The 22897-nt window shown below is 55.5% G+C and carries 26 protein-coding genes; 6 read left to right on the forward strand and 20 right to left on the reverse strand.

Features of this window, described 5'->3' with window-relative positions:
• Positions 1–68 precede the first annotated feature (68 nt).
• From SADFL11_RS18770 to SADFL11_RS25330, 9 genes are all read right to left on the reverse strand, one after another.
• Positions 69–1250: a UxaA family hydrolase gene (locus SADFL11_RS18770; protein ID WP_040451114.1), complete on the reverse strand. Its 1182-nt coding sequence runs from the start codon at positions 1248–1250 to the stop codon at positions 69–71.
• Between the two features lie 13 nt (positions 1251–1263).
• Positions 1264–1554 carry a UxaA family hydrolase gene (locus SADFL11_RS18775; protein ID WP_008197157.1) on the reverse strand — a complete coding sequence of 97 codons (291 nt, stop codon included), beginning with the start codon at positions 1552–1554 and terminating at the stop codon, positions 1264–1266.
• Positions 1555–1564: 10 nt separating this feature from the next.
• Positions 1565–2560: a zinc-dependent alcohol dehydrogenase gene (locus SADFL11_RS18780; protein WP_008189460.1), complete on the reverse strand. Its 996-nt coding sequence runs from the start codon at positions 2558–2560 to the stop codon at positions 1565–1567.
• The gene (locus tag SADFL11_RS18785; RefSeq protein WP_008193920.1) at positions 2557–3309 is read right to left on the reverse strand and encodes an SDR family NAD(P)-dependent oxidoreductase; all 753 of its coding nucleotides are present in this window, start codon (positions 3307–3309) and stop codon (positions 2557–2559) included. The genes SADFL11_RS18780 and SADFL11_RS18785 overlap by 4 nt, the downstream gene beginning before the upstream one ends.
• A 4-nt stretch (positions 3310–3313) precedes the next feature.
• Positions 3314–4627 carry a histidinol dehydrogenase gene (hisD, locus tag SADFL11_RS18790; protein WP_008191179.1) on the reverse strand — a complete coding sequence of 438 codons (1314 nt, stop codon included), beginning with the start codon at positions 4625–4627 and terminating at the stop codon, positions 3314–3316.
• An 8-nt stretch (positions 4628–4635) separates the two neighbouring features.
• Positions 4636–5967 carry a TRAP transporter large permease gene (locus SADFL11_RS18795; RefSeq protein WP_040451113.1) on the reverse strand — a complete coding sequence of 444 codons (1332 nt, stop codon included), beginning with the start codon at positions 5965–5967 and terminating at the stop codon, positions 4636–4638.
• A 10-nt stretch (positions 5968–5977) separates the two neighbouring features.
• Complete coding sequence (locus SADFL11_RS18800; RefSeq protein WP_008191393.1) at positions 5978–6493, reverse strand: TRAP transporter small permease; 516 nt, start codon at positions 6491–6493, stop codon at positions 5978–5980.
• A 123-nt stretch (positions 6494–6616) separates the two neighbouring features.
• Positions 6617–7759: a TRAP transporter substrate-binding protein gene (locus SADFL11_RS18805; RefSeq protein WP_040451112.1), complete on the reverse strand. Its 1143-nt coding sequence runs from the start codon at positions 7757–7759 to the stop codon at positions 6617–6619.
• A gap of 42 nt (positions 7760–7801) precedes the next feature.
• Positions 7802–7969: a hypothetical protein gene (locus tag SADFL11_RS25330; RefSeq protein WP_008189389.1), complete on the reverse strand. Its 168-nt coding sequence runs from the start codon at positions 7967–7969 to the stop codon at positions 7802–7804.
• A gap of 175 nt (positions 7970–8144) precedes the next feature.
• Between SADFL11_RS25330 and SADFL11_RS18810 the strand changes: the two genes are divergently transcribed.
• Together SADFL11_RS18810 and SADFL11_RS18815 are read left to right on the forward strand one after the other, a co-directional pair.
• On the forward strand, positions 8145–9140 hold the full coding sequence (locus SADFL11_RS18810) for a LacI family DNA-binding transcriptional regulator (RefSeq protein WP_228198220.1): 996 nt from the start codon (positions 8145–8147) through the stop codon (positions 9138–9140).
• A 135-nt stretch (positions 9141–9275) separates the two neighbouring features.
• Entirely contained in the window at positions 9276–11285 is a 2010-nt protein-coding gene (locus SADFL11_RS18815) for a metallophosphoesterase family protein (RefSeq protein WP_008194126.1), read from the forward strand.
• A gap of 151 nt (positions 11286–11436) precedes the next feature.
• Here SADFL11_RS18815 and SADFL11_RS18820 read toward each other — a convergent pair whose 3' ends face one another.
• The 3 genes from SADFL11_RS18820 to SADFL11_RS18830 all read right to left on the reverse strand — a co-directional run bounded on the left by SADFL11_RS18820 (position 11437) and on the right by SADFL11_RS18830 (position 13853).
• Entirely contained in the window at positions 11437–12102 is a 666-nt protein-coding gene (locus SADFL11_RS18820) for an FAD-binding oxidoreductase (protein ID WP_008189530.1), read from the reverse strand.
• Between the two features lie 93 nt (positions 12103–12195).
• Entirely contained in the window at positions 12196–12894 is a 699-nt protein-coding gene (locus SADFL11_RS18825; protein ID WP_008193631.1) for a gamma-glutamyl-gamma-aminobutyrate hydrolase family protein, read from the reverse strand.
• Complete coding sequence (locus SADFL11_RS18830) at positions 12891–13853, reverse strand: amidoligase family protein (RefSeq protein WP_167579001.1); 963 nt, start codon at positions 13851–13853, stop codon at positions 12891–12893. Before SADFL11_RS18830 ends, SADFL11_RS18825 begins: the two co-directional genes overlap by 4 nt.
• A 254-nt stretch (positions 13854–14107) precedes the next feature.
• On the opposite strand from SADFL11_RS18830, the gene SADFL11_RS18835 reads away from it, so the two are divergent.
• Entirely contained in the window at positions 14108–14854 is a 747-nt protein-coding gene (locus SADFL11_RS18835; protein WP_008193037.1) for a Crp/Fnr family transcriptional regulator, read from the forward strand.
• 24 nt (positions 14855–14878) lie between these two features.
• Here the strand turns inward: SADFL11_RS18835 and SADFL11_RS18840 are convergent, their stop codons facing one another.
• From SADFL11_RS18840 to gdhA, 7 genes are all read right to left on the reverse strand, one after another.
• The gene (locus tag SADFL11_RS18840) at positions 14879–15247 is read right to left on the reverse strand and encodes a response regulator (RefSeq protein ID WP_008196080.1); all 369 of its coding nucleotides are present in this window, start codon (positions 15245–15247) and stop codon (positions 14879–14881) included.
• A gap of 550 nt (positions 15248–15797) precedes the next feature.
• Entirely contained in the window at positions 15798–16883 is a 1086-nt protein-coding gene (locus SADFL11_RS18845; RefSeq protein ID WP_209002654.1) for an AI-2E family transporter, read from the reverse strand.
• Complete coding sequence (locus tag SADFL11_RS18850) at positions 16870–17289, reverse strand: hypothetical protein (protein ID WP_008195700.1); 420 nt, start codon at positions 17287–17289, stop codon at positions 16870–16872. Before SADFL11_RS18850 ends, SADFL11_RS18845 begins: the two co-directional genes overlap by 14 nt.
• A 2-nt stretch (positions 17290–17291) precedes the next feature.
• Positions 17292–17636 carry an ElaB/YgaM/YqjD family protein gene (locus tag SADFL11_RS18855; protein ID WP_008190377.1) on the reverse strand — a complete coding sequence of 115 codons (345 nt, stop codon included), beginning with the start codon at positions 17634–17636 and terminating at the stop codon, positions 17292–17294.
• Positions 17637–17820: 184 nt separating this feature from the next.
• Positions 17821–18081 (reverse strand): DUF7218 family protein, encoded by a 261-nt coding sequence (locus SADFL11_RS18860; RefSeq protein ID WP_008193915.1) that lies wholly within the window; start codon positions 18079–18081, stop codon positions 17821–17823.
• Complete coding sequence (locus SADFL11_RS18865) at positions 18078–18323, reverse strand: hypervirulence associated TUDOR domain-containing protein (protein ID WP_008194153.1); 246 nt, start codon at positions 18321–18323, stop codon at positions 18078–18080. The genes SADFL11_RS18860 and SADFL11_RS18865 overlap by 4 nt, the downstream gene beginning before the upstream one ends.
• 32 nt (positions 18324–18355) lie before the next feature.
• The gene (gene gdhA, locus SADFL11_RS18870; protein WP_228198221.1) at positions 18356–19687 is read right to left on the reverse strand and encodes an NADP-specific glutamate dehydrogenase; all 1332 of its coding nucleotides are present in this window, start codon (positions 19685–19687) and stop codon (positions 18356–18358) included.
• Positions 19688–19930: 243 nt separating this feature from the next.
• On the opposite strand from gdhA, the gene SADFL11_RS18875 reads away from it, so the two are divergent.
• From SADFL11_RS18875 to SADFL11_RS18885, 3 genes are all read left to right on the forward strand, one after another.
• Positions 19931–20116 carry a hypothetical protein gene (locus SADFL11_RS18875; protein WP_040451108.1) on the forward strand — a complete coding sequence of 62 codons (186 nt, stop codon included), beginning with the start codon at positions 19931–19933 and terminating at the stop codon, positions 20114–20116.
• Positions 20117–20170: 54 nt separating this feature from the next.
• The gene (locus SADFL11_RS18880) at positions 20171–20680 is read left to right on the forward strand and encodes a Dps family protein (RefSeq protein ID WP_008197215.1); all 510 of its coding nucleotides are present in this window, start codon (positions 20171–20173) and stop codon (positions 20678–20680) included.
• Positions 20681–20777: 97 nt separating this feature from the next.
• On the forward strand, positions 20778–20984 hold the full coding sequence (locus tag SADFL11_RS18885; RefSeq protein ID WP_040451107.1) for a hypothetical protein: 207 nt from the start codon (positions 20778–20780) through the stop codon (positions 20982–20984).
• Between the two features lie 50 nt (positions 20985–21034).
• On the opposite strand, the gene SADFL11_RS18890 is transcribed toward SADFL11_RS18885, so the two are convergent.
• On the reverse strand, positions 21035–22837 hold the full coding sequence (locus tag SADFL11_RS18890; RefSeq protein WP_008193896.1) for a sensor histidine kinase: 1803 nt from the start codon (positions 22835–22837) through the stop codon (positions 21035–21037).
• Between the last annotated feature and the right edge of the window lie 60 nt (positions 22838–22897).

A 22897-nucleotide genomic window follows, 5' to 3' on the forward strand; every position in this document is an offset into this window, starting at 1 on the left:
CTTGGCGATGCCCTAGCTGTAAGGCTGAGTATCTGGTGGCTGGTTTCCAGCCACCAGACCAGTTGGTTTTAAGCGCTACGGTAGAGTTTGGTCATCGAGAATTCACGGTGACCAAGTGCTTCCGCAGCCGTGTTCCGGCCATTGGCGGTGCGGCAGATCATTTCAATCAACGCATCGCCGGCCTCATCGATGGTCATTTCCCGGCGCAAAATGCCGGAGACATCAACGTCCACGTGTTCACTCATCGTGCGAACCGTGCGCGGATTGGCCGTGATCTTGATCACCGGCACAATCGGGTTGCCAACCACATTGCCCTGTCCTGTCGGGAAGGTGTGGATCACGGCTCCGCCGGCGGCCATCAAGGTCACGCATTCCGCGGCTGCGGACGATGAGTCCATGAAATAGAGGCCATTGCCCGACTTCGGCGCTTCGGCAGGATCGAGAATATCGATGTACTGCGATGTCCGGCCGATTTTTTCCAGGTTCCCGAGGGCCTTTTCCTCGATGGTGGTGAGACCACCCTCGATGTTGCCCTTGGTCGGCTGGCTGTCGGACAGGTCATCGGTCTGGTGCGCGAAGATCACATCATCCTGATAAGCCTTCCACATTTTGTACCAGCGTTCGCCGACTTCCTCGTTGATCGCACGTTTTTGGCAGATGTGTTCCGCACCGGTGATTTCAGACGTTTCACCGAAGAACCCGGTGATGCCTTCCGGCAGCAGCTTGTCGTACATGTTGCCGACAGTCGGGCAGGAGCCGAGACCGGTGGTTGTGTCGCTCTCACCGCATTTGGTGGAGACCCAGAGCTCGGAGATGGAGCACTCTTCGCGTTGGTATTCCGAAGTCTTGTGAACGAAGTCCTTCGCGGCCCAGGATGCGCGGCGGATGGTTTCAAAATCACCGTTCTGTTCGATAGAGAACTCGGCAACAGGCTTACCCGTTTCGCGAATGCCATCGGCAATCCGTTTGGTCCAGCCCGGCTCGATGCCGATAACAACGACCGCCGCGACATTCGGGTTTGCCCCGGTACCGATCATAGTGCGGAAATGCAGCTCAAGATCTTCACCGAATTGCAGACGGCCATAGGCATGTGGGATGGCCAGCGTGCCCTTGACGTTGTTGGCAACAGCCTCACAGGCCGCGTTGGAAATATCGTCGACGGGCAGAATGAGTACGTGGTTGCGGACCCCGACCCTGCCGTTTTCGCGCCGGTAGGCCTTCACCGTCATATTTGAATATTTGGTAGACATTTCGGGCAGCTCCTTACCAGCGCTTGGTTTTGCAATTGTGCGTGTGGACGTGGGCGCCCTTCGGAATTTCGGCGATAATTTTGCCGATGTCCTCGCCATATTTGATGGCCGTGTCGCCATCTGCGAGGTCTTTCAGTGCGATCTTGTGACCGATCGGCACATCTGCTCCGGCTGTAAGACGGAATGTGGAATTGTCATGGGTGACACAGCACAGCATGTCGGTGCCGGCAGTCAGCCCTTCCACAACCACCACACCGACATTGTCGGCATGTTCGTGGACGAGAAGATGGGGAATTTCAGACATAATTGTCTCCTCAAGTATCTGGTGTGAGTAGAATTTTCGGAACAGCAACCGCGCCTTTGCGCAAGTCGTTGAAAGCTTTGAGGCCGTCGGACAGCGGCCGGATTTCGGTCCAGTCCAGCGCGCCCAACCGGCCATCGAACATGGCCTTGGCTGTCTCGCGGAAATCTTCGGCGGTGTATGTGTAGGTCCCGATGAAGGTGATTTCCTGCAGCGTCATACGCCGGATATCCAGACCGCCATCAGAGGACCCAAGTCCAATATGGCTGATAACCCCCCCTGGCTTGGCCAGTTTGGTTGCCGTTGCCCGTGTTGCGGCATAACCGACGCCGTCGACGATCAGATCATACTGCCCGCTCGTCTCCGCCTGATCCGGTGTCAGGACCTCGATCCCACAGGAGGACTTGAGAAATTGCGCGCGTTCCTGATTGGGTTCGACCAGGCGAACGTGCTGGATCCCTTGTGCCTTCAAGGAAAGAGCCGCACCGAGGCCGATTGCTCCGCCGCCGATGACAAGCGCCCGTGCTTCGGCCGGGTCGGACATGAGGGCCCGTTTGGCTAGCCGCACGGCATGCCAACCACAGGCAATCGGTTCGGCAAGGGCGGCCTGGGCATCGGTAATGTTGTCCGGCACTACGACCAGATTGCCCTCCGGCATTGCAAGATAGTCGGCAAACCCGCCTTCGCGCGGCGGCATGGAGATGATTTGCCGGTCCGGGCAAAGATTGTCCCGGCCAGACCGGCAGGCCTCACATGTGCCGCACGTGACCAGCGGGTTGACGGTCACCCTTTTTCCCTCGAGCGGGCCCGATACAACGGTTCCTGCAACTTCATGTCCGAGAATAAGTGGTGCCGGGCGCCGTTCGTCATGGCCGAGAAAGGCGTGCATGTCGGAACCGCAGATCCCGGTATGGGCCACCTTGATGAGCGCATCGTTTGCCGAAGGATTTGGATCAGCAACTTCCCTGTAAGCCTGCGTTTCCGGGCCGGTGTAAACAAGGGCTTTCATTTTGCAGTGAACCCTCCGTCGACCATGAGGACTTGGCCCGTGACATAGCGGGACGCATCGGAACACAGGAACAGGATTGGTCCGTCAATATCGTCAAGCGCTCCGTTGCGGCCGATACAGGTCTGGGCAGCGTTGCGCTGCGCCCGTTCTTCATCGCCAAAGACGGCAGCTGTAAGCTCTGTCGGGAAGAAGCCCGGGCCGATTGCGTTTGCCGTGATGCCGTCCTTCGACCAGGCCTCGGCCATGGCTCGGGTCAATTGACCGATACCGCCCTTGGAGGCTCCGTAAGCAATACCGCCCGGGAACGCCCGTGTTGTCTGAAGCGAAGCGAAATTGACGATCCGGCCCCAACCTTTCTCTTTCATGGCAGGCGCAAAGGCCTTGCTCAGGAAAAACGGCACCGTCAGATTGAGCAACATGGTGATGTCCCAACCGGCATCCGTCACATCATCTGCGGGTTCCCGAGTGTTGATCCCGGCCGCATGTATCAGAATTTGAGGTGGGCCGAATGGCTCGGCGATACTCTCTACAATGCTGGCAAGACGCTCGCGATCGCTCAAATCGGCCGCCACGGCTGCGGTCGAGCCGCCGGCCTCCTGCTGCCACTCATCAAGGTCAGCCGCACGGCGGGCAACGCCGACCACGGACGCTCCCGCCTGAGCGAGTACCGTGGCAGCGCGCCGCCCGAGACCTGAACTGGCCCCGGTCACGCAAGCAACTTTTCCGGATACATCAAACAGACCGGACATGGCCTTACTCTGCCGCCTCTGCGCTCAAGTCGAAGTTTTCACCGGGGAAATACTTCCGCAGCCGGATGTCGGCGGTGCGGGCGTGCCCTTCCATGCCTTCCAGGCGGGAGATACGCGCCGTTGCTTCGGCGACAGGCTTGGCGCCGTCGCGGGTGGCCCGCTGCCAGGTGACGATCTTCATGAATTTGTGGACCGACAAGCCGCCTGTGTAGGACGCAGCTCCGGATGTCGGCAGCACATGGTTGGTGCCCGAGGCCTTGTCGCCGAAGGCAACAGTTGTTTCTTCTCCGAGGAAGAGGGACCCGTAGCAGGACAAGCGGTTCAGCCACCAATCCAGATCTTCGGCCTGAACAGTTAAATGCTCGGGTGCGTAGGCGTCAGATGTAGCCGCCATCTCCTCTCGGGTGTCGCAAAGGATCACCTCGGCATAGTCACGCCAGGCCGCAGCTGCGTTTTGACTGTTCACCTCCGGCAGATCGTCAATGAGTTTTGGCACGAGTGCCATGACTTCTTCAGCCAGTGACCGGGTGTCGGTGACGAGCCAGACCGGTGAATTGTAACCGTGCTCCGCCTGACCAACGAGATCGGCAGCGACCACTTCCGGATCCGCTGTCTTGTCGGCAAGGATCAAGCTGTCGGTAGGCCCTGCGAACATGTCAATCCCGACGCGGCCGAACAAAATGCGTTTGGCTTCGGCGACGAACTGGTTGCCCGGACCGACAAGAATGTTGGCTTTTGGCAGGTCGAACAGACCGAATGTCATGGCGGCCACACCCTGGACCCCGCCCATGGCGACGATCTTGTCGGCGCCGCAGACATGGGCCGCATAAATGATTGCCGGGTTGATGCCAATGCCAGGCCTTGGCGGCGAGCAGGCAACAATGTTCTCACAGCCCGCCACCTTGGCGGTGGTAACAGTCATGATTGCGCTGGCGATGTGGCTATAGCGGCCGCCGGGGATGTAGCAGCCGGCTGTATTAACGGGGATGCTCTTTTGGCCGGCGATGAGGCCCGGAACGACCTCAACCTCGATGTTCTGGCAGGTCTCGCGTTGGGCCTCGGCAAAGCGCCTGACGTTGGCGTGGGCAAACTCGATGTCGCGCTTCAGTTTTTCGGGAACCTTGGCGCTTGCGGCCTCGATCTCGGCATCGTTCAGGATGATTTCGCCGTCATACTTGTCGAACTTGGCGGCATACTCCATCGCAGCGGCGTCGCCACCGGCTTCAATCGTATCGAGGATCTCCTGAACGACCTTTGTGGTCTCGGACGCATCGGTCTTGGAGGTCAGATCTGCTTTCTTCAGATATTCAACAGTCATGGCAGAGCCTACTTGTAAATTTCAGGCAGCAGCGTGGTCGAGATTGCCGGCACATAGGCAATCAGCAAGGTCACGGCGAGCATGAAGAGGACGAAAGGAATGGCCCGGGCGGCGATTTTCAATATCGATTCACCCGTCAGGCCTGAGACGACGAACAGATTGAGACCGAGCGGCGGCGTGATGAAACCGACACCGAGTGCGGTGATCATCATGATGCAGAACTGGATCTCGTTCATGCCGATGTTGTCGGCGAGTGGTTTCAGGATTGGCGCCAGGATCACGATGTTCGGTGTGGTTTCCATGACGCAGCCTGCCGCGATCAAGACCAGGATCATCATCATGATGAGCACCCACGGCTCATCGCTGATGCCGGTGGCGACGGCCACAAAACCTTGCGGCACACCAATGATGGCAAGGGCTTCGGCCAAGGGTATCGAAAACGCGATGATCGGGATGATCACACCATTGACCTTGGCTGAACTTACCAGCATGGCCGGGAAGTCTGACAGCCTCATAGTCCCCAGGATAAAGCCCATGGCGATTGTCACCACGACAGCGGTGGCGCCGGCTTCCGTTGGGGTCAAACGGCCGGAAAAGATGCCGTAGAAGATGATTATTGGAACGATGAAGGCGTACCAACCCGATTTGATGGCAACCCAAAGCTGGGAGAAGTATTCACCCATGCTGATGTTGCCACCGCCTTCCCAGCCATAGAGCCGGTTCATGATGATGTTCGTCGCGAGGATCGACACAAGGATGGCGATCCCCGGGATAACGGCCGCCAGGAACAGGGTCGATGCGGAGATGCCCAGCACCAATCCAATAATGATGTAGGCGATCGAAGGCGGGATCAGGATGCCGGTACAGGCACCAGCTGCGACAAGCGCACATGCATAGGGACGCGGGTAGCCGCTTTCCACCAAACGGTCGATGGTCATCCGGCCGACAGCGGCTGCGCCCGCTGCATCCGAGCCTGAAATGGCTGCAAACATGCCGCAAACAAGAACGGTGGCGGAGCCAAAGCCACCCTTGGCGAACTGCGTGAGCGCTTCCGCCACGTCGAGAAATTTTCGACTGAGACCCGTTCGAACGAGCGCATCGCCGGTCAAAATAAACAGCGGCACAGCGGTCAGTGCGAAGGCGTCGATGCCGCTGAATAGCTTTTCGCCGACCAGCGACAGCGGAAGCGCGCCGGACCAGACAAGCATGAGGCTCGCGGCAGCGCCGATGGCCGCCCAAACCGGCACTGCAAGCGCCACAAGTAGTACAAACAGCAGAACCGGGCCGTAAAAATCCCAACCAAGCTCAATTGTTTGCGGTTGCATATGTTGCCAAAGCATAGCCGCCCCCTTAGTCGAACAGTTTGTCGCCTTCGTAGACGGGTTTGCCGTCACGAAGATCGCGGATATCGCGCAGGAACGACTGGGCGAGACGGAAAAGGATCAGCGCGAAGCCAAGAGGTACAGCACTGAGGAACCAGACTTGCGAGATGCGCAGACCGTGGGTCACCGATCCGAACTTCGCAGAGACAAGTACGGTTTCGAGCGACCAATAGAACGCAATGACTGCCACGACAGCCATGACAATATCGCCGAGAATGTAGAGCAATGCCTTCGCTTTCGGGCCGACATACTGCATCAGGACGTCGATCCGGATGTGTCCGCGTTCCTTGACCGCAGCCGCCGCACCGATCCAGGCGAGGTAAATGAAGGAATAGCGAACAATCTCCTCGCCCCAGATCGACGAGTAGGCGAAGACTTCGCGCCGGACCACTTCGATGAACATGGTCAGCACCAGCATGACGTAGAACAGAAGAAGCAGCCAGCGTTCGCCGTTCTTGTCTACAGCTTGAAGGACAGATGACATTGGCACTCCTCGACCGTTCCCATCAGACGGCATGCCTGATGCGGTGGTCGCGTGAACAGGGAGTTGGAAAGCGCACAGTGTGGGCCGCCGGCGCTCTTGGTGGCGCCGGCCGGCTTTCTTAACTTAGGCGTCGTGAACGTAAAGTCGGCCCTGTGTGTTGGCCGCTTCTTCGAGACGGCCAAAGGCGTCCATGGACCCCGCCAGCTCAACCTTGAACTGGTCCCATTCCTCGCGCTGATATCCGCCGGCAGCCTGCCATTCGGCTAGCTGGTCGTCCGTGAGCGAGTGGAATTCCACGCCGGATTTGGCCAGTTCTGCCATCGCATAGGAGCGTGCGGCTGGAACTTTCGCAAGGTTCTGCTGAGCCGTGATTTCGCCTGCGAACTCGATGCCCTGCTGAACATCGGCAGGCAAGGAGTTAAACCACTCGAGGTTCATGGAGTAGACCTGACTGTCCGGCACGGCCTGTGTGAACGTCACATGGCTCAAAATGTCCTTGAAGCCGAACACATAGAGCGCACCGACGGACGGATCGAGTGCATCTGCCACGCCCTGCTTGATCGCAGATGGTGTCTCACCCCAGGCAACCGGTGTCGGGTTGGCGCCAACCATGCGGTAATATTGCTGCAGCATTGCGGATCCCGGTACGCGGAATTTCACGCCATCGAGATCAGCCGGTGTGATGACTTTGTTTCCACCCTTGCGGACTGCAACAACGCGCGGGTCAATGACCACGTAGAAAAGGGCCTTGAAGCCGGATGCTTCGATCTTCGGGTGGACTTCCTTTTTCCAGGCGTCCGACGTCACGAGATTGGTGAAGCGCTGATTGGAACCGCAGAAATACGGCATGTTGATCAGGTCAACGGCGGATGCAAACGGTGCAAAGTTGGATAGGGAGTGCTGAGCTGCCTGAATGGTCCCACCCTGAACTGCCTGGGCGAGTGCCCCACCGGCGCCGAGCTGTCCGCCAGGTGCGAGTTTGACGTAGACTTTGCCGTTCGTAGCGTTCTGGATGTTTTCTTTCAGGTCCAGCTGCATGATCGGATAGCTGCGGGATGCACCCAGTACGTAAGCGGTCGCCAGGGTCATGGTGTGGTCAGCAGCCTGCTCACGCGCCCGTTCTTCCTGCGCGGTCTGGGCAACGGCCTCGTCAGACCAAAGGGTTCCGGCTGCACCGGCCACGACGGCTGCCGTGAAAGCACCCTTGCTGGTCAATTTCAAGAAATTACGGCGCTCATGTGAGGCCAAGTCTTCGGTCTTTTTCATGATTTCCTCCCAAGAAATCCGGTATGGATCCAATGATGCCGGCTACTTTTTTGCTTCCCTTTTGAGCACAGCCGCGGTGAACGCTGCCGAAACAGCGAACAAGCAAAGCATTTCTCCGACATTTCCGAAAAAAGGTGTTCCGCCAAAGGAACCGATCGACACATTGATCACGAAGACGGCAAAGAGACCGCCTGCCAAAGCCAAAAGCATGATCACCTCCCAACGATCAGTTCACTCGGTTTGGAAAATGTAAGCGCTTACATTTTCCATTGCAAGCATAAAAATGGTTTTGTTTAATCTGGAAGCCTTGTAAGGCGGTTCCAAGGTTCAATGGCCAAACGGTTTCCGAGCGCTTCGACCAATGGAAGAAATATCAAAATCGCCTGTGTCTGACGTGCCCACGCTTGCCGATGTTGCAGCGAGAGCCGGCGTGTCGACTGCGACCGTCTCCCGGTGCCTGAACACACCGGACCGCGTTACGGAAAAGACGCTCAAAACTGTCATGGATGCCGTAAATCACCTTGGCTATGCGCCGAACTACAGTGCCCGGGCACTCGCTGCCGGCCGGACAAATATGATCGGCGCTATCATACCGACAATGGAAAACGCCATTTTTGCGCGTGGCATCCAGGCCTTTCAGGAAGAGCTGCAAAAGAACGGTTGCACGCTTCTCGTTGCCAGCTCTTCCTACAGACAAGATCTTGAAGAAGAGCAAATCCGGACACTGACCGCCCGTGGCGCGGACGCCTTGCTTTTGATCGGTTATCAGCGGGACCCGCAGATCTACGAGTTTTTGAAAAAGCGCAAAATTCCGGCCGTTCTGACCTGGGCATCTGAGCCTTCGCAGAATTTTCTGTCCGTCGGCTTTGACAACCGCAAGGCCATGAAGGAGCTTGCCACAGACGTCATTGGCAAGGGGCACCGGACAATCGGCTGCATATCTGCAGATACCGCGACCAACGACAGGGCACGGGAGCGCGTGGAAGGCATTTGGGCCGCAATGCGGGATGCCGGTCTTGAGCCAGACACTCTGCAAGTTGTCGAGACGGCATATTCGATCGAAAACGGCGAGGCGGCGTTTCAACAATTGATGTCCGGCGCCAATCCTCCGACCGCGGTTATGTGCGGCAACGATGTTTTGGCTGTTGGCGCCCTAAGGGCCGCTGCCGACCTTGGGCTTAAGGTTCCCGATGATGTCGCAATCACAGGCTTTGATAACATCGAGCTGGCTTTCGTTGCACCCGTCCCGCTAACCACAGTCCATGTCCCGCATCGGCGAATGGGACAATTGGCGGCCCGCGCGCTGATTGAAGCATTACACGGCCGGTCGCCGGAGAGCGTCGAACTGCCGACGGAAGTCCGCCATCGCAACACCTTGTAACTCCGGTTAGCAAATCTCACGTGTTTCCAAATAGTTATGCTGGCATTTGTAAAACCTTGCCTGCAGCCCTAACTGTCCAGTCTGTGTGTAGAACGTGCCAGCGCGTTGCAAACGGAATGGCGGCCAGTTTGGAGAATGTTGTTGAGCGATCCGAAGTCGCAAAAATCTGATGTGCTTCCCACGGTATTAGCCGGACCCATCATCCGCCGTATTCAATCAGACCGTTTGGCGATCTGGCTCGCAGTTCGGGTGCAGGGCCCGGTCAGACTTGAGCTTTTCCCGCCAGAGATGGACGCGCGAAGCATCGAGTTGGACCCGACAGCACCAGAGTTGCTTTGGCTGAGGGCCGGAGAACAACTCAGTTATCTTCTTGTCGATCTCGTCCTGTCTGACCCCTTGCCGGAAGAGGTGTTGATACCCTACCGGCTAAGCCTTTTTGTTGAAAAGCCAGTGGGGGACGGGGGTCGATGGGAAGACCACACGCATTGGGCAAAGGATCTTTGTTATCCCGGCCGTGATCTCCCGTTCATTCGGATCCCGAAGAAAGTCTCTTCGGTCATGCACGGCTCATGCAGGAAGCCGCACAGCTCCTGTGCTGACGGGCTGGTTGCTGCCGACCGGGCTGTCGAGCAGGCGATTTCTGACAACGAGGCGCAACACCCCATGCCGGAGTTGCTGGTCCTGAGCGGAGACCAGGTCTATGTGGACGATGCTGCTGGTCCGATGGTGCAGGCAATCACCGCGCTGGTAGACGTCTTGGGCCTCCCGGATGAGAACCTGCCCGGGATAGAGCATGGGGCGCCGGCAAGTGGAACAGCATTGCGGGATGCCGGCGGCTTTTTGTACAAGCGGGACCAGCTCTTGCCGAAGATCGATCAGAATGCCTCGGTCTTCGATGTCATGTTTGGCGGGACGCAAAAACCGATCTTCACATCCCTGCACGCCAGAAATCACCTGATGACCCTGGCTGAAATGCTGGCGATGTACCTGCTTGTCTGGTCACCGGCCTGTTGGGCTGTTCTGCCGGAGCGCAAGGCACCGGGCGATCTCTCAGACAAAGACCAGCGGATGTATGACCGGGAAGTCCCGGATATTGATGAATTTGTAAGCGGGCTTGCCAACGTTCGCCGATTGCTGGCCCACATTCCGACAGCCATGATTTTCGACGATCACGATGTCACAGACGACTGGAACCTCTCGCTTGCCTGGGAAGAGGCGGCCTACGGGCATCCGCTGGCGCGCCGGGTGATCGGCAATGCGCTCATTGCCTATGGCATCAATCAGGGCTGGGGCAATCGACCGAAAACCATTCGGGAAGATCTGAAGACCGTATTCGAAGCTGCCCTGCAGCGGCCTGGGTCCGAAGACCATGAAGCTGCAATCGACCATATTCTGGATTATGAGAAGTGGGATTTCGAGTGGCCGACCGATCCGCCCTTGATCGCGCTGGATACGCGGACCCGCAGATGGCGGTCTGAACGCAACAGCCATTTCCCGTCCGGTCTTCTCGACTGGGAAGCGGCGACGGAATTGCAGGCCCGGCTTCGGAACAAGGATGCGGTGTTGCTCGTGTCGGCTGCGCCGATCTTCGGGGTGAAACTGATCGAATCCGTCCAAAAACTGTTTACGCTCCTCGGCAAACCGCTGATGGTGGATGCGGAATACTGGATGGCCCATCCAGGGACGGCGAGCGCGATCCTCAATATTTTTCAGCATCGGAACACGCCGAAACATTTCGTCATTCTGTCCGGAGATGTTCACTACTCGTTTGTCTATGACGTGGAGTTGCGCAACGGGCGGCAATCGCGCACCCGGCAATCCGGTCAGAACCCGGAGATCTGGCAAATCTGTTCCAGCGGGATCAAGAACAAATGGCCGGACCGGCTTCTGGCGGTCCTGGATCATGGAAACCGCTGGGCGTTTGCACCGCGCTCACCCCTCAACTGGCTGACAAAGCGCCGAGGCATGCGCATCATCCCGCGCAAGCCGGAAGGAACACCGCACGGGCGCCGCATTTTGAACGCCCCTGGGATCGGTTTGGTAGAACTCAGTGACGACGGGGCGCCGGTTCGGATCAGCCAGCTGGCCTCAACTGGCGAAATCTACAATTTTGAACGGCGGGAAGACGAAGTGCATTACGGCTGAGGCAAAACACTTTGCCTCAGCTAGCGACCGGATTTTATATTGCTACCAACGATTTGTGCAATTTACCTCAGCAGATCAGAAGCTCTGGCCGACAAGCAAGTGCTCTGGCGGCAGCGCGTTATTAGCCAAGCAATATCGCAGCGGCCGACCGTCAGTCTTCTGTGACGATCATGTCAGCGGAGACGCCGAGTGCTTTCAAGTTTTTGATAACGCCGTCGACCATTTTTTGAGGGCCGCAGACATAGAACACTTGATCCGTGGTTCCCAGGATGTCCTTCAAGGCGGCATTATCAAAGTGCCCTTCACGCATGCCGTCTTTGTTCTCGTCACTCAGGGCATAAATGATCTCAAGACCGGCCATATCATCCAGTTCATCCCTCAAGATGATATCATCGGACGTCTTGTTGCCGAACAACAGACGATGGCCGGACAGTTGGCCCTTTTTCTTTAGGTCCCGGAGGATCGCCAGGAACGGTGTAATTCCTGCCCCGCCAGCAATGAATGTCCCCGGCCCCTTGTAGGTAATTGCGCCCCATGGGTCATCAACCAGGAGTGTTTCACCGACCTTTACTTCATCCAGCTTGTTGGTCACACCATCATGGTCCCGGTACGCCTTGATTGTGAATTCCAGAACGTCGTCATCCGGCAAGGAGGTGAAGGTGAACGGCCGCGGTTCTTGCCGCCATTTTTCCCGGTCAATCCGCACTTCCGTCGCCTGACCGGGTTCAAATGAGAACCCATCAGGGCGGGCTGTCGTGATTGCCCAAACATCATGAGTGACTTTGGTTTTCTCCAGGATTTCAACCTTGTCGGTCATTAATTTCCCCTTCTGTGCCGGGCCAGATTGGGTCTGGTCCAGGCAGGTGTTTGTTTCGTTTCAGATGGTTTGCCGGCAGATAAAGCACGCCTGTCAGGCCGCGAGTTCGAAATATTCGCCGGTATCTTTCCGGTTCTTTGCGGCCTCAACGAGCCATTGGAACAGCCGTTGCTGTGTTTTTGAAAACGGCATCAATTCCGGATGCCATTGGACACCAAGAACTGGCTTTCCGGATCTGGTTTCGATCGCTTGCACGATCTCGTGGTCGTCCAAGGCAGAAACCCGCAGACTACGACCTGTTTCCTTGATGGACTGATGATGGAGCGCATTGACCCGGCACTTCCGCGTTTGAAGGACCGATGAAAGCCACGCATCTGCCGCAACACGAATTTCCTTCCGAGGCAGCACAGTACGGAGTTTGGGAGCATTCTCGAATACTTCCCAAATGTCGGTATGCAGTGTCCCGCCCAGGCTCACATTGATCATTTGCGCGCCGCGGCAAATGCCAAGGATCGGGATCTCCAGTCTCACAGCCTCGGGGATGAGCTCTGTCTCCAAAGCGTCGCGTTCCGGATCAAGCCGCACATTCGGAAGCAATTCTCCACCATAGACAGAGGCGCTGATGTCATCGCCGCCACCGGCAATCACGCCGTCCAGCTCTGTGATCGAATACCCGGTTTTCGGTGTGATACGCCGAGACCGCCCGCCGGCCCGCCGTATCGCGAAGGAAATGGCAAGGTAAGACCGCCAGCCGCCGGTTGCTGATGTCGATACGCCGATCAGTGGTTTCATGAGCTCTTCACCCGGTTGATCAATCGTTTTGCCGCCCCCAGAAGCCCTTCCGGCCGCTCGTTGTTGGCGCGCCAATTTTCGATTTGGTCCAAGAGTTCCTTCGGGTTGGCTGCGAGGTCTTCGACGCGTTCCCATCGTTTCCACTCCTCGGCTACGGACCATGAGGCGTCTTCGATGCGTGCATCAGGCAACCGGTAGTGGAATGCTGGACGGACAGCACCGGGATGTTTTCCAAGTGCTTCTTCAACGCAGTCGCTATCAAGCGAAGCCAGCAGCGGTAAAAGATCCAACTCTCTGTTTTTGTTGGGATTGGCCGAACAGTAGTCACGAATGAATGTTTTCGAATCCGGCTCATACGCCGGATCAAGAACAGTCCGCTCATAGTCAGACGGGAACCTCGCAATGAACGGCAAAAGCTTCCGGGTCGGATCCGGCTCAATCTCGTCGCGCAACTTCGGGGCCATAAGCAGGTATGCTTGCAGGACCCTCAAGATGGCGTCGATGGATTTGCTCTTCCATTCGATATTCAGGTGCAAGCCGCAAGCCAGATGGGGCTGTTCATTCCCAATCGCGCCGGCGTCTGCGAGAGCCCGTACAAGCGTATCCACGGTGCCCAAATCGGACAGAAAAATGGGCGCGGTTATAAGCTCAGTCGGCACAATTGACGCGCCGAGGTCGCCAGCGATCTGGCGCGCCTTTTTCTGAACGTCCGTATCGTCGTTGTCGGTGTGAACATACTTGCTGTCGAGTTCGATTGTGACGCTGCCGAGAGACGTTCCGTGGATTTTGTATCGATGAGCATCGACTTCTTTAGTCTCTCCACCGACAATCTCGTGAACCACGCTCGCAGCCTTTGAAGCCGACAAGCCACCGAACTCAATCTCAACACCGACCCGGCGGTCAGATGCATTTAACTCGGAAAAAACAGCCCGTGCGTCATGAACATCTTGGTTTTGCATATCTGTCATCATCGCTTTCGTCATATGAATGATAACGTGCGAGTACGGCTTCGGTTCCAAAGAGACTTGGATTTATGCGGTGTCAAAGGTGTGGCCTTTGGGTATTGCCGATGAATAAATTCGGAACGGTTATGCTTTCCGACCGTTTCTTCAGGTGTTTAACTCAACCATTCGCAATCCCGGCTGCGCCGTACACCCGTCAAGGTTCTTAAACAGGTGTGGGGGCGCGACACACGGGAAGCGGAGACCAACCAATGACGGACAGCATGAATTTTAAAACAAAGTGCCATGCATGCCCGCTCAGGCAGAAAGACGTTTTCCGGCAATTCGAAGATAGAGAACTTGACTTCGTAGCCAAGTTCAAAACGGGTGAACTTCAGGTCGAGGCCGGTTCAACCATCATTTTGGAAGACAACAAGACGCCCCACATATACACCCTCCTTGAAGGGTGGGCCTTCCGCCACACATCGCTTGCAGACGGACGGCGCCAAGTGTTGAACTTTGCCCTGCCAGGTGACCTTCTCGGACTACAGCTCGCTGTATTGAATGAAATGCAGCACACGGTTACAGCGCTGACTGACACGACATTGTGTGTCTTTCAAAAGGACAAGGTCTGGTCGGTTTTCAAGGATTATCCCGGCCTTGCATTTTCCATGACCTGGATGGCATCGCGCGAAGAACAGCTGATTGACGGCCACCTTCTGAGCCTTGGTCGCCGCAACGCTCAAGAACGGCTCGCCTATTTGCTCCTGCATCTCCACGACCGTGCAGAAACAGTCGGATACGCTCAGAACCAGTCGTTTGATGCACCCTTTACGCAGGCACACCTTTCAGATGCACTCGGTATTACACCGGTCCACACCAACAGAACCATCCGAACATTACAAAGCGAAAACTATTTCAGCTGGAAACAGAACCGGATCCGTATTCTGAACAGGGAAGGCTTGGAGGATCTTGCTGCCTATGAACGCGATGTCAAAACACTCCGGCCGTTGATTTAACATAATGGCCCGAGTAGCTTTCCCCTACAGCAATTCCAGAATTTGTTCCTTTGTGTAGGGCTTGCTGAGAAGAGCGTGGCTTTTGAACTCATGTGGCAGAGTATCAGTATCGCCGTAGCCGCTGGCGAAAACAAATCGCGTCCCGCGTTCAATCAATAGCCGGGCGAATTTTAGGCTCGTTTCGTCGCCCATACGCACGTCAAGGATAACGAAGCTGAAAAGGTTGCCTGTCAGCGCGTCCAATCCATCAGACAATTTATTCAACACAACCACAGGCGCAAAGCCGATTTCTTCCAGCATCATTTGGGTGTCGAGCGCGATGATTGGATTGTCTTCAACAATCAACGCTGCACCGCTCGGCTTTACGTCAGGTGCTATCATTTCATTGGTCATTCATGTGCTCGCCATACGCCCGCTACCAAGACAGCAACGTTGCACAATGCCTCATATCGCGCATTAACATAAGTTATATGCGCTTGATAAATCACCTCTTTTCCACTTATGGCGTGTCAGAGTGATCTGAGTGAAACTTTTTCTTAAGTTGTGCGTTTACTAAGCGGAGGTAGTGATATGATTACTTTTCGCAAGCGAGTTCTTACGCTCAGTACACCTGTAATTATCGTGGGAACTCTATTCACCAGTGCTCTTGCTGCTACAGAATATCTGTATGAGGACGAGGGTGTCGATACAAAGCCAGTTACGGCAGTTGCAGAGGTGCAAGACACGTTCTCTAGCGGGAAAGGTGACTTGAAGATGTCCCTCGACGATGTTCACAAACGCCCGGTCCGCTGTGTGTCCAGCATGCAGCAGACAACATGTACCGGCTGGCCGCTTGCAAATGGTATGATTGCGCTAAACTCAGATTGATTTGCGGGCACACCGCATAAAAACAGCCGCCCGGATAAGTCCGGGCGGCTTTTTTTTTATCGCAACGACCCGCCCGTCAATCAGACGCATCATTCGAAATTTCATATAGCGTTACCCCTGCCAAAAGGGCCGGAACGGCAATGAACGCGCCGATTGGACCCCAAAGCCAAATCCAAAATGCGATTGTCAAAAATACGAGAAACGGGTTGAGCGTCGTTGTCCGGCCGAGAACCGTTGGCGTGACGAACTGCGCCTCAAAAAGATTGAGGAGCAGATAAACCAGTGGCGGCAGGAGAATTTCCGGAATCGAGTTGCCGATTGACAGCCCCACACCTGTCATGATCAGCACCATGATGGCCGGGCCGATGTAAACTACATAGTTAAGCACACCTGCCAAAACGCCCCACAAGATCGGTGACGGCACACCGATCAGCCAAAGAGCCGCTGAAACGGCGGCTGCCAGACCGACATTCACGCAAGTAATGGATAACAGGTAGGTCGAGAGCCGCTTTTCGATCCGTTGAAACGCAATTGCCATGCGATACCGTTTTGTTGCCGGAGTTGACCAATCGACAGTCGATCGGAAAACTCGCGGCCGGGTCAGGACGAAGAAATAAAGGCTGGCGAGAAACAATATTATCTGTGCCATGAATGTCGGGGCGAAGTAGAAAACGCTCTCCACCGGCGACGTTTCATCGACGCTAACCTGCATGTTTCCGGATTGGCCCATCGCATTGCGGAGTTCTTCCTGCAGACTGCTGATGGAGGCAAACAACCCCTGCCAGGAAACGAGCTGGCTTTGCAGTTTGGCCCAGATCAACGGCAGTTTATCGAGCCAGTCAGACAACGGTACCATAAATGCTGCGCCGGCGGTCGTGATGAGCAAGATAAACAAAACCACCATTAAGGCCGCCGACACCCATGACGGTATGCCAAGACGGCCAAGACGATCCGCCGCAGGTCCGAACAAAGAACCGACCACGATCGACAAACAGACCGGCGCAAGAATGACCTTGCCCACATCTAGCGCAAACACAAGAGCCAGACACGCAAGTATGACGAGGGACATACGCGTGGCTGGATCTGCAATCGCTATTGGTGAGGTTGATACACTTACGTGAGCTTCGGGTGGAGCGTGGTGTGCCATATCAGGTCCCGTCATCTCCGCCGCCCCGCGCTGCAAAAAACGCAAGTCCGCCAAGTGCGGCAAGGGCGATGATGCTCTTTCGATTGGTCAGTTGTGGGAGGACTGAAACTGCTGCTGCTATGGCCAGCCTTTGAGCCGCGCGGCGTTTCGCGCTGCGCCGTTCATCGATTTTCTTCAAGACCGCTAAAACAATGAGAAGTCCGAGACCGACGCCAATCATTCCCAGGGCGATGACCAAAGCAGCGCCCAAGGCTCCGAGCTGTTCAGAAAGATAAATGCCAAGTGCTGCAAGACCTGCCAGATAGGCTGTGCCAAAAGACGCGGCAGCAATCGCGATTAAAACGATGTTGCGCTTCGTCCGGCGAACCATCCCGCGCAGATCGCGGGATGCCGCCGAGACGGCAAGGGGGACAGACCGCATGATCAACGGCGGATCAATGCTGCAATAAGGAAGCCGACGCCGGCTGCAATTCCCAGGGACTGCAAGGGGTGGCGGCGGACCTCATCGGTCAGGGCCCGCTCGTAAGTTTTCAATTCGCGGGTTAAATCATCGAGCGCGTCCTGAGACATTTGCGTCAGATCTTCACCTGCCGCGGTCGCACGCGATTTGTATTCCTGACTTTTACCAGACCCGTAATTTTTGAGTGAGCCGGCAAGCGCGGCAATGTCCTCGCGGATGCGCTGAATGTCGGCTTCAATATCACTGGCATTCATCGCGTCATTTGCAGCCTTGGTCGAAGAAGTGGAAGTGCTTTTGGCAGTCGCCATGAAATGCCTCCAATATGCTCCGGAGAACCCGAGGGGATATCCCCGAACCGCCGGTTGAAAGTGTTGTATAGAAGCAGCTCCGTGCTGCTCGATTGGGGCTGGAGCGAATGGGTCCAACGCTCTGTAAACTTGAAAGGCAGACAAAAGTTCCCGGCACTTAGGAAAATTCAACTGGAAACACCAATCAGTCCCGAAGGGCGCCAGTCAATTCGTCTTTGGACATTTCTGACCGGCCTTCGATTTCCAGTTCTCTCGCCCGCTCGTAGAGCTCCTCCTTGGTCCAATCCTCATAAGGTGGCTGCGACCCATCTTTTTTCGAAGGCGATTGGTCTTCATTCGCCTGTGCGTTGGCGATACGAGCCGCTTTTGACTTTCCGTAGCCCTCACGCCGCAAGGCGTCATAGGTTTCTTCGTCCTTGATACTCGGCCGATCCTTGCTGCTCATTTTCCATTTCCTGTCTTGATCAGCGTCAGTTCACTCGCGGATTTGAGGACCCTGTCCCCATCATCCTGTCGCAGCGTGTAGGCGGGGTCTTCCGGGGTTGCGAGGCGCTTTACATCCGTGCCCTTGATGTTGAGACTGACGTCCTCAGTGTGCGTGTCGACCACCGTGGCCTCACCCGTTCCCTCACCCCAGTTCCAAGCGACCCGGTCTCCCTTGCTGAACGGTTCTCGCTTTTCAGTCATTTTTTCACTCTCCTTTTCACAGCAGCACCGGGTCAGAAACTTCCGAATGAATGGAACGCATGTGCGACACGTTTGAATGCAGCCAGATTGGCTCCGTCGACGTAGCTGAGCTGCTTTTTGCCCGTGTCTGCAGAAACGATCTCGCTGTGGATCTTTTTCATGATGTCCCGAAGCTCCTGATCGACCTTTTCCGCGCTCCAGCTTTGCCGCATCGCATTCTGGCTCTGCTCCAAACCACTGACGGCGACACCGCCCGCGTTTGCTGCCTTGCCTGGCGCGTGGAGGATTCGTTTTTGTCGAAAGATCTCCGAAGCTTTTGCAGTCAAAGGCATGTTGGCACCTTCGCAGACAGCTGAAACGCCGGCCTCTACGAGTGTTTTGGCCGCGTCTTCGTCCAACTCGTTCTGTGTTGCGCAGGGCATGGCAATGTCGCATTCAAGGTTCCAAGGTGTTTTGCCTTTGTGGAACTGGCCAATAGACAGATCCGACAAGTGTCCACCCTTGCCTTTGAGGGTTTTGACCTTGCCGAGATCTTTTTTTGTCAGGCCGTCCTTGAATTCCAGCACCCCATCGGAGTCGCTCACACTCAATACCGTGGCGTCCATATCGATGGCCTTTTCCGCAGCATGAAGCGCGACGTTGCCAGAGCCACTGATGGCTATCCTCTTGCCCTCGATTTCCATATCGTTGTGGGACAGCATCTCACAGCAAAAGTAGACACAGCCGTAGCCTGTCGCTTCCGTTCGAACAGCGCTACCGCCGAAATTGCAGCCTTTCCCAGTCAAAGCGCCATGCCATGTGTTGGAAAGGCGGAGATAGTGGCCGTAGAGCAGGCTAATTTCCCGTTGACCTACGCCGATATCGCCCGCCGGCACATCGATGTCCGGGCCGATGTGACGTGATAGCTCCGTCATGAAGGATTGGCAGAAACGTTCGATTTCGGCCGGGTTTTTTCCTTTGGGATCGAAGTTTGAGCCGCCCTTCGCCCCACCCATTGGCAGACCGGTCAAGGCGTTCTTAAAAATTTGCTCGTAGCCGAGAAACTTCAGAACACTTTCCGTAACGCTCGGCGCGAACCGCAATCCGCCCTTATAGGGGCCGAGAATATGAGAAAACTGGACACGCCAGCCCCTGTTATGCTGGAGCACGCCTTTGTCATCGCGCCAGGAAACGCGAAACGAAATGACGCGGTCCGGTTCCGCGAGCCGTTGAAAGACTCGTGATTTTCGAAAGTCTTTTTGCTTTCCGTACCAGCCACCGATGGACTGAGCCATCTCGTCTATAGCCTGCAGAAACTCTGGCTGGTCAGGATTTGCGCTAGTAATTTCATCTAACAAATCATCAATCACACTGTTTTTCGTCAATCTAACCTCCATGCGTTTGAATATAAGAACGCGCGAAGTTGTTTCCGGTTCCGTATCTCCATTAAATGAGACGGCGTCTATGTTGTGTAATTCGCAGCTGATACCGTCTTCTTTCGATGCGAACTAGCTATATTTTTTCATATGAATTTAAGAACACTTCAGATTTTTTCCGGAACGCTTTTCGTGTCTTTGCATTTACACCTCGAGCCCATTCTTGAAATTTACGCGTAGGAGGTGATCGAGATGGTCACAGAAAACACAAAGCGAACTGCAGAAGAAGCCCGTCAGGGTGAACGCGGGCGGCCGGTCGTGAAAGTGCTCGCCGTAAGCCTATTCCTGGCTGTTGTGGCGTTTGCCGGACTTGGGATTCTTCAGACCGCGGGTGTGGTTCCGACAATCGGCGCCATTGAGTCGCCCGAAAAATACTAAGGCGCATAAACGCTTCGGTCTTGATTTGAACACTGAAATTCAAAAGGAAATCTAATGTCTAACGTATTGAAAGTTGAAACACCGAAGAGCGAACCCATCAAAACCGGCGTTTCCGCTGACGTACGCGCTCAACTTGCCAAACATTTGTCTGTAATGCTGGCGGAAACTTACATGCTGACCGTGAAGTCTCATCTTTATCACTGGAACGTTGTCGGTCCCCTCTTCAAGTCAATCCACGACCTAACGGAAGACCACTACGAAAACATGTTTGCGGCCACCGACGAGCTCGCCGAAAGGGTCCGTGCGCTTGGGCACCGGGCACCGGTTAATGTGCAGGATGGCAAACTAAAACTCACCATTCAGTTGCCATCAGGCGGTATGCCAAACGCTCATGACATGATCGCCGACCTTGTCGAGAGCCATGAAACGATCTCCGCGGAGATGCGGGATATGGCGGCTTACGCCGGCGACAATGGTGATGTTGTCACTGAAGACCTTCTAACGGAGCGGATTACGTTCCACGAAAAGGCGGCTTGGATGCTGAGGGCACTCATCACCGAATAAACTGTGCGTTCAGATAGAACGAGTCAAAACGCTGCCGCCATCCGTTTTCCGGGTGGCGGCAGGCCCGGTTTAGAACTGCAAACAAATGTGCGATGTTATGAATTCAGTTCCCCAACGTTTCGCCGGTTTCCGGTCTGTCGAAGGCCTTCTGAACGATCCGGGATTGAACCGAGCGCAAAAGAAATCAGCGCTTTTGTCTTGGCGGACCCGACTCCTGCAATCCCCCAACATGACTGAAGGTGCCGCAGACCGTCAGGCAAAACTGCACGATATCGAGGACGCGCTTCAGCAGCTGAAGACGTAGGTCTGTAAGTCGGCCCAAGCCGTCAGCGTCAGCATAATCGGCTCGTTACTTCAATTGACAAGTTGTTTGGCAGGGAAGGTGATGGTGCATTTTACACCGTCCGGGGCAAACTCGACTTTAACTTCCCCATCCAGCGCAGGCCCAACGAGTTGTTCCAGCAGCATACGGCCGAACCCATTCCGCTTTGGGGGCACAACTTCCGGGCCGCCAGTCTCTTCCCATTTGAGTTCGACCACACCGTCATTTTCAGCCCAGGTCACTTTCAGCTTCCCATCCAGCACTGACAAAGCTCCGTATTTCGCAGCATTTGTGGTTAGTTCGTGCAGGGCCAATCCCAGATTTTGAGCGGCATCCGCCGTAATGGATTTTCCAGGGCCTTCAAGAATTATTTGCGGGCTTTGCGGATCTATGGATTGAGAAAGATGCGCGACAATCAATTCTTTCAAATCCGCCCCATACCAGGACTGTGAAACCAATAGATCGTGGCTTGCGGCCATGGCCTGAAGGCGCGCAGAGAACACTTCGACGAATTCGTCAGGATTATCGGATCTCGCGGCAGTTTGCCGGGCCATCGCCTGAATGACGGCAAGCAGGTTCTTGGACCGGTGAGTCAACTCCCGCATGACCAAGTGCATCTGGCGTTCATTGTCCCTCTTGTAGGTCAGGTCGACGGCTGTGCCGATCACGCCCGTTATTGTTCCTTCTGCATCCCGCGCCGGATCGAAGCGTACATTGTAGAACTTCGCGGTTCCGTTCATCGCGATATCAACTTCAACAACGGCGCTTTCTCCGGTTTCCAGCACCTTTTTCTTGACCGGAATAAGTTTGAGCTGATCGTCTTCGTTGAAGATCTCGTCATCTGTCTTGCCGATGAAAACGTCTTCTTTCAATCCGTTCGGTGGATTGACCATATGAACGTACTTGAGGTCGCGATCCTGCTCGAAAACGGTGATGATTGAGCCATCCAAGGCTGTTTCGAACCGTTTATTTGCTTCCGCCAATTGCGCGGCCATGGACGCAAGCCGGATCTCGTAAAAATTCTTCTCTGTCATGTCCACGGCCGTGCACAACACGCCGTCTACTTTGCCGTCCTCACCAAAGGTTGGGTGGACGATCAGGTCGAAGTAAAGGGGCTCAGTGTCTTCCCGCTCTATGCCGATATAGGTTGAAGAGGGTTCGCCTGTTTCGACGACCCGGCGTTTTACGGGCACGACTTGGTCGGCAGCTGCATCCGGCAACACATCAACATCTGATTTGCCAAGAATGTCGGACTTCTCAAGCCCGAAACGCGGATTGTGGATCCACGTATACTTGAGGTCCCGGTCCTGGGAGAAAACCGAGATATTGCTTCCGGTAAGTGCCGTTTCGAAGAGCTCGTTGGTTCGGGCAATCTCAGCCTTAGTCCGGCCGACGGCAGTGTTGAGTGCTCGATTTTCTTTTGCGAGCAGTTCGTTTGCTTGTTCCAGCAGTTTGACCGAGGGCATGTCGATCAACTGGCTCAGCAAACGCCACACTACAAATGCTGTCGCTACGGAAATGATGGCTGTTGTCGCTTTTATGAGCCCTTGAGCGCCATAGGCCGGAACCCAAAGCGTTGCCAGAGCGGTGAGATGTGTCAGTGCGCAGGCCAAGATAAACGCAACGAAGAGATAGGCGGTTTTGCGCGGTGTTCCCATGATATCCGGCCGTTGCCGCAAGAACGTCAAAATCGCCATTGGAATAGCGATATAGGCCAAGGCGATCAGACCATCGGAAATCGCATGCAGTGCGACCAGGTCAGGCCGCCATAAGAGGCAATATCCATGAGGCATGAAGGATGCGGCCCCAAAAAGATAGTTGATGATGTCCTGCATGTCGGGCTTCCGTTTTATTCACCGGATGTTTCTGGAGCGCCGGCTTGTGAACTTTTTGAT

This window comes from Roseibium alexandrii DFL-11, assembly GCF_000158095.2.
GTDB classification, from domain to species: Bacteria; Pseudomonadota; Alphaproteobacteria; order Rhizobiales; family Stappiaceae; genus Roseibium; species Roseibium alexandrii.

What these genes read in the sequence shown, in the direction of transcription:
- SADFL11_RS18770 (WP_040451114.1), bottom strand. Translation starts at nt 1,250, where the DNA reads ATGTCTACCAAATATTCAAATATGACGGTGAAGGCCTACCGGCGCGAA.
- SADFL11_RS18775 (WP_008197157.1), bottom strand. Translation starts at nt 1,554, where the DNA reads ATGTCTGAAATTCCCCATCTTCTCGTCCACGAACATGCCGACAATGTC.
- SADFL11_RS18780 (WP_008189460.1), bottom strand. Translation starts at nt 2,560, where the DNA reads ATGAAAGCCCTTGTTTACACCGGCCCGGAAACGCAGGCTTACAGGGAA.
- SADFL11_RS18785 (WP_008193920.1), bottom strand. Translation starts at nt 3,309, where the DNA reads ATGTCCGGTCTGTTTGATGTATCCGGAAAAGTTGCTTGCGTGACCGGG.
- hisD (WP_008191179.1), bottom strand. Translation starts at nt 4,627, where the DNA reads ATGACTGTTGAATATCTGAAGAAAGCAGATCTGACCTCCAAGACCGAT.
- SADFL11_RS18795 (WP_040451113.1), bottom strand. Translation starts at nt 5,967, where the DNA reads ATGCTTTGGCAACATATGCAACCGCAAACAATTGAGCTTGGTTGGGAT.
- SADFL11_RS18800 (WP_008191393.1), bottom strand. Translation starts at nt 6,493, where the DNA reads ATGTCATCTGTCCTTCAAGCTGTAGACAAGAACGGCGAACGCTGGCTG.
- SADFL11_RS18805 (WP_040451112.1), bottom strand. Translation starts at nt 7,759, where the DNA reads ATGAAAAAGACCGAAGACTTGGCCTCACATGAGCGCCGTAATTTCTTG.
- SADFL11_RS25330 (WP_008189389.1), bottom strand. Translation starts at nt 7,969, where the DNA reads ATGCTTTTGGCTTTGGCAGGCGGTCTCTTTGCCGTCTTCGTGATCAAT.
- SADFL11_RS18815 (WP_008194126.1), top strand. Translation starts at nt 9,276, where the DNA reads ATGTTGTTGAGCGATCCGAAGTCGCAAAAATCTGATGTGCTTCCCACG.
- SADFL11_RS18820 (WP_008189530.1), bottom strand. Translation starts at nt 12,102, where the DNA reads ATGACCGACAAGGTTGAAATCCTGGAGAAAACCAAAGTCACTCATGAT.
- SADFL11_RS18825 (WP_008193631.1), bottom strand. Translation starts at nt 12,894, where the DNA reads ATGAAACCACTGATCGGCGTATCGACATCAGCAACCGGCGGCTGGCGG.
- SADFL11_RS18830 (WP_167579001.1), bottom strand. Translation starts at nt 13,853, where the DNA reads ATGCAAAACCAAGATGTTCATGACGCACGGGCTGTTTTTTCCGAGTTA.
- SADFL11_RS18835 (WP_008193037.1), top strand. Translation starts at nt 14,108, where the DNA reads ATGACGGACAGCATGAATTTTAAAACAAAGTGCCATGCATGCCCGCTC.
- SADFL11_RS18840 (WP_008196080.1), bottom strand. Translation starts at nt 15,247, where the DNA reads ATGACCAATGAAATGATAGCACCTGACGTAAAGCCGAGCGGTGCAGCG.
- SADFL11_RS18845 (WP_209002654.1), bottom strand. Translation starts at nt 16,883, where the DNA reads ATGACGGGACCTGATATGGCACACCACGCTCCACCCGAAGCTCACGTA.
- SADFL11_RS18850 (WP_008195700.1), bottom strand. Translation starts at nt 17,289, where the DNA reads ATGCGGTCTGTCCCCCTTGCCGTCTCGGCGGCATCCCGCGATCTGCGC.
- SADFL11_RS18855 (WP_008190377.1), bottom strand. Translation starts at nt 17,636, where the DNA reads ATGGCGACTGCCAAAAGCACTTCCACTTCTTCGACCAAGGCTGCAAAT.
- SADFL11_RS18860 (WP_008193915.1), bottom strand. Translation starts at nt 18,081, where the DNA reads ATGAGCAGCAAGGATCGGCCGAGTATCAAGGACGAAGAAACCTATGAC.
- SADFL11_RS18865 (WP_008194153.1), bottom strand. Translation starts at nt 18,323, where the DNA reads ATGACTGAAAAGCGAGAACCGTTCAGCAAGGGAGACCGGGTCGCTTGG.
- SADFL11_RS18875 (WP_040451108.1), top strand. Translation starts at nt 19,931, where the DNA reads ATGGTCACAGAAAACACAAAGCGAACTGCAGAAGAAGCCCGTCAGGGT.
- SADFL11_RS18880 (WP_008197215.1), top strand. Translation starts at nt 20,171, where the DNA reads ATGTCTAACGTATTGAAAGTTGAAACACCGAAGAGCGAACCCATCAAA.
- SADFL11_RS18885 (WP_040451107.1), top strand. Translation starts at nt 20,778, where the DNA reads ATGAATTCAGTTCCCCAACGTTTCGCCGGTTTCCGGTCTGTCGAAGGC.
- SADFL11_RS18890 (WP_008193896.1), bottom strand. Translation starts at nt 22,837, where the DNA reads ATGCAGGACATCATCAACTATCTTTTTGGGGCCGCATCCTTCATGCCT.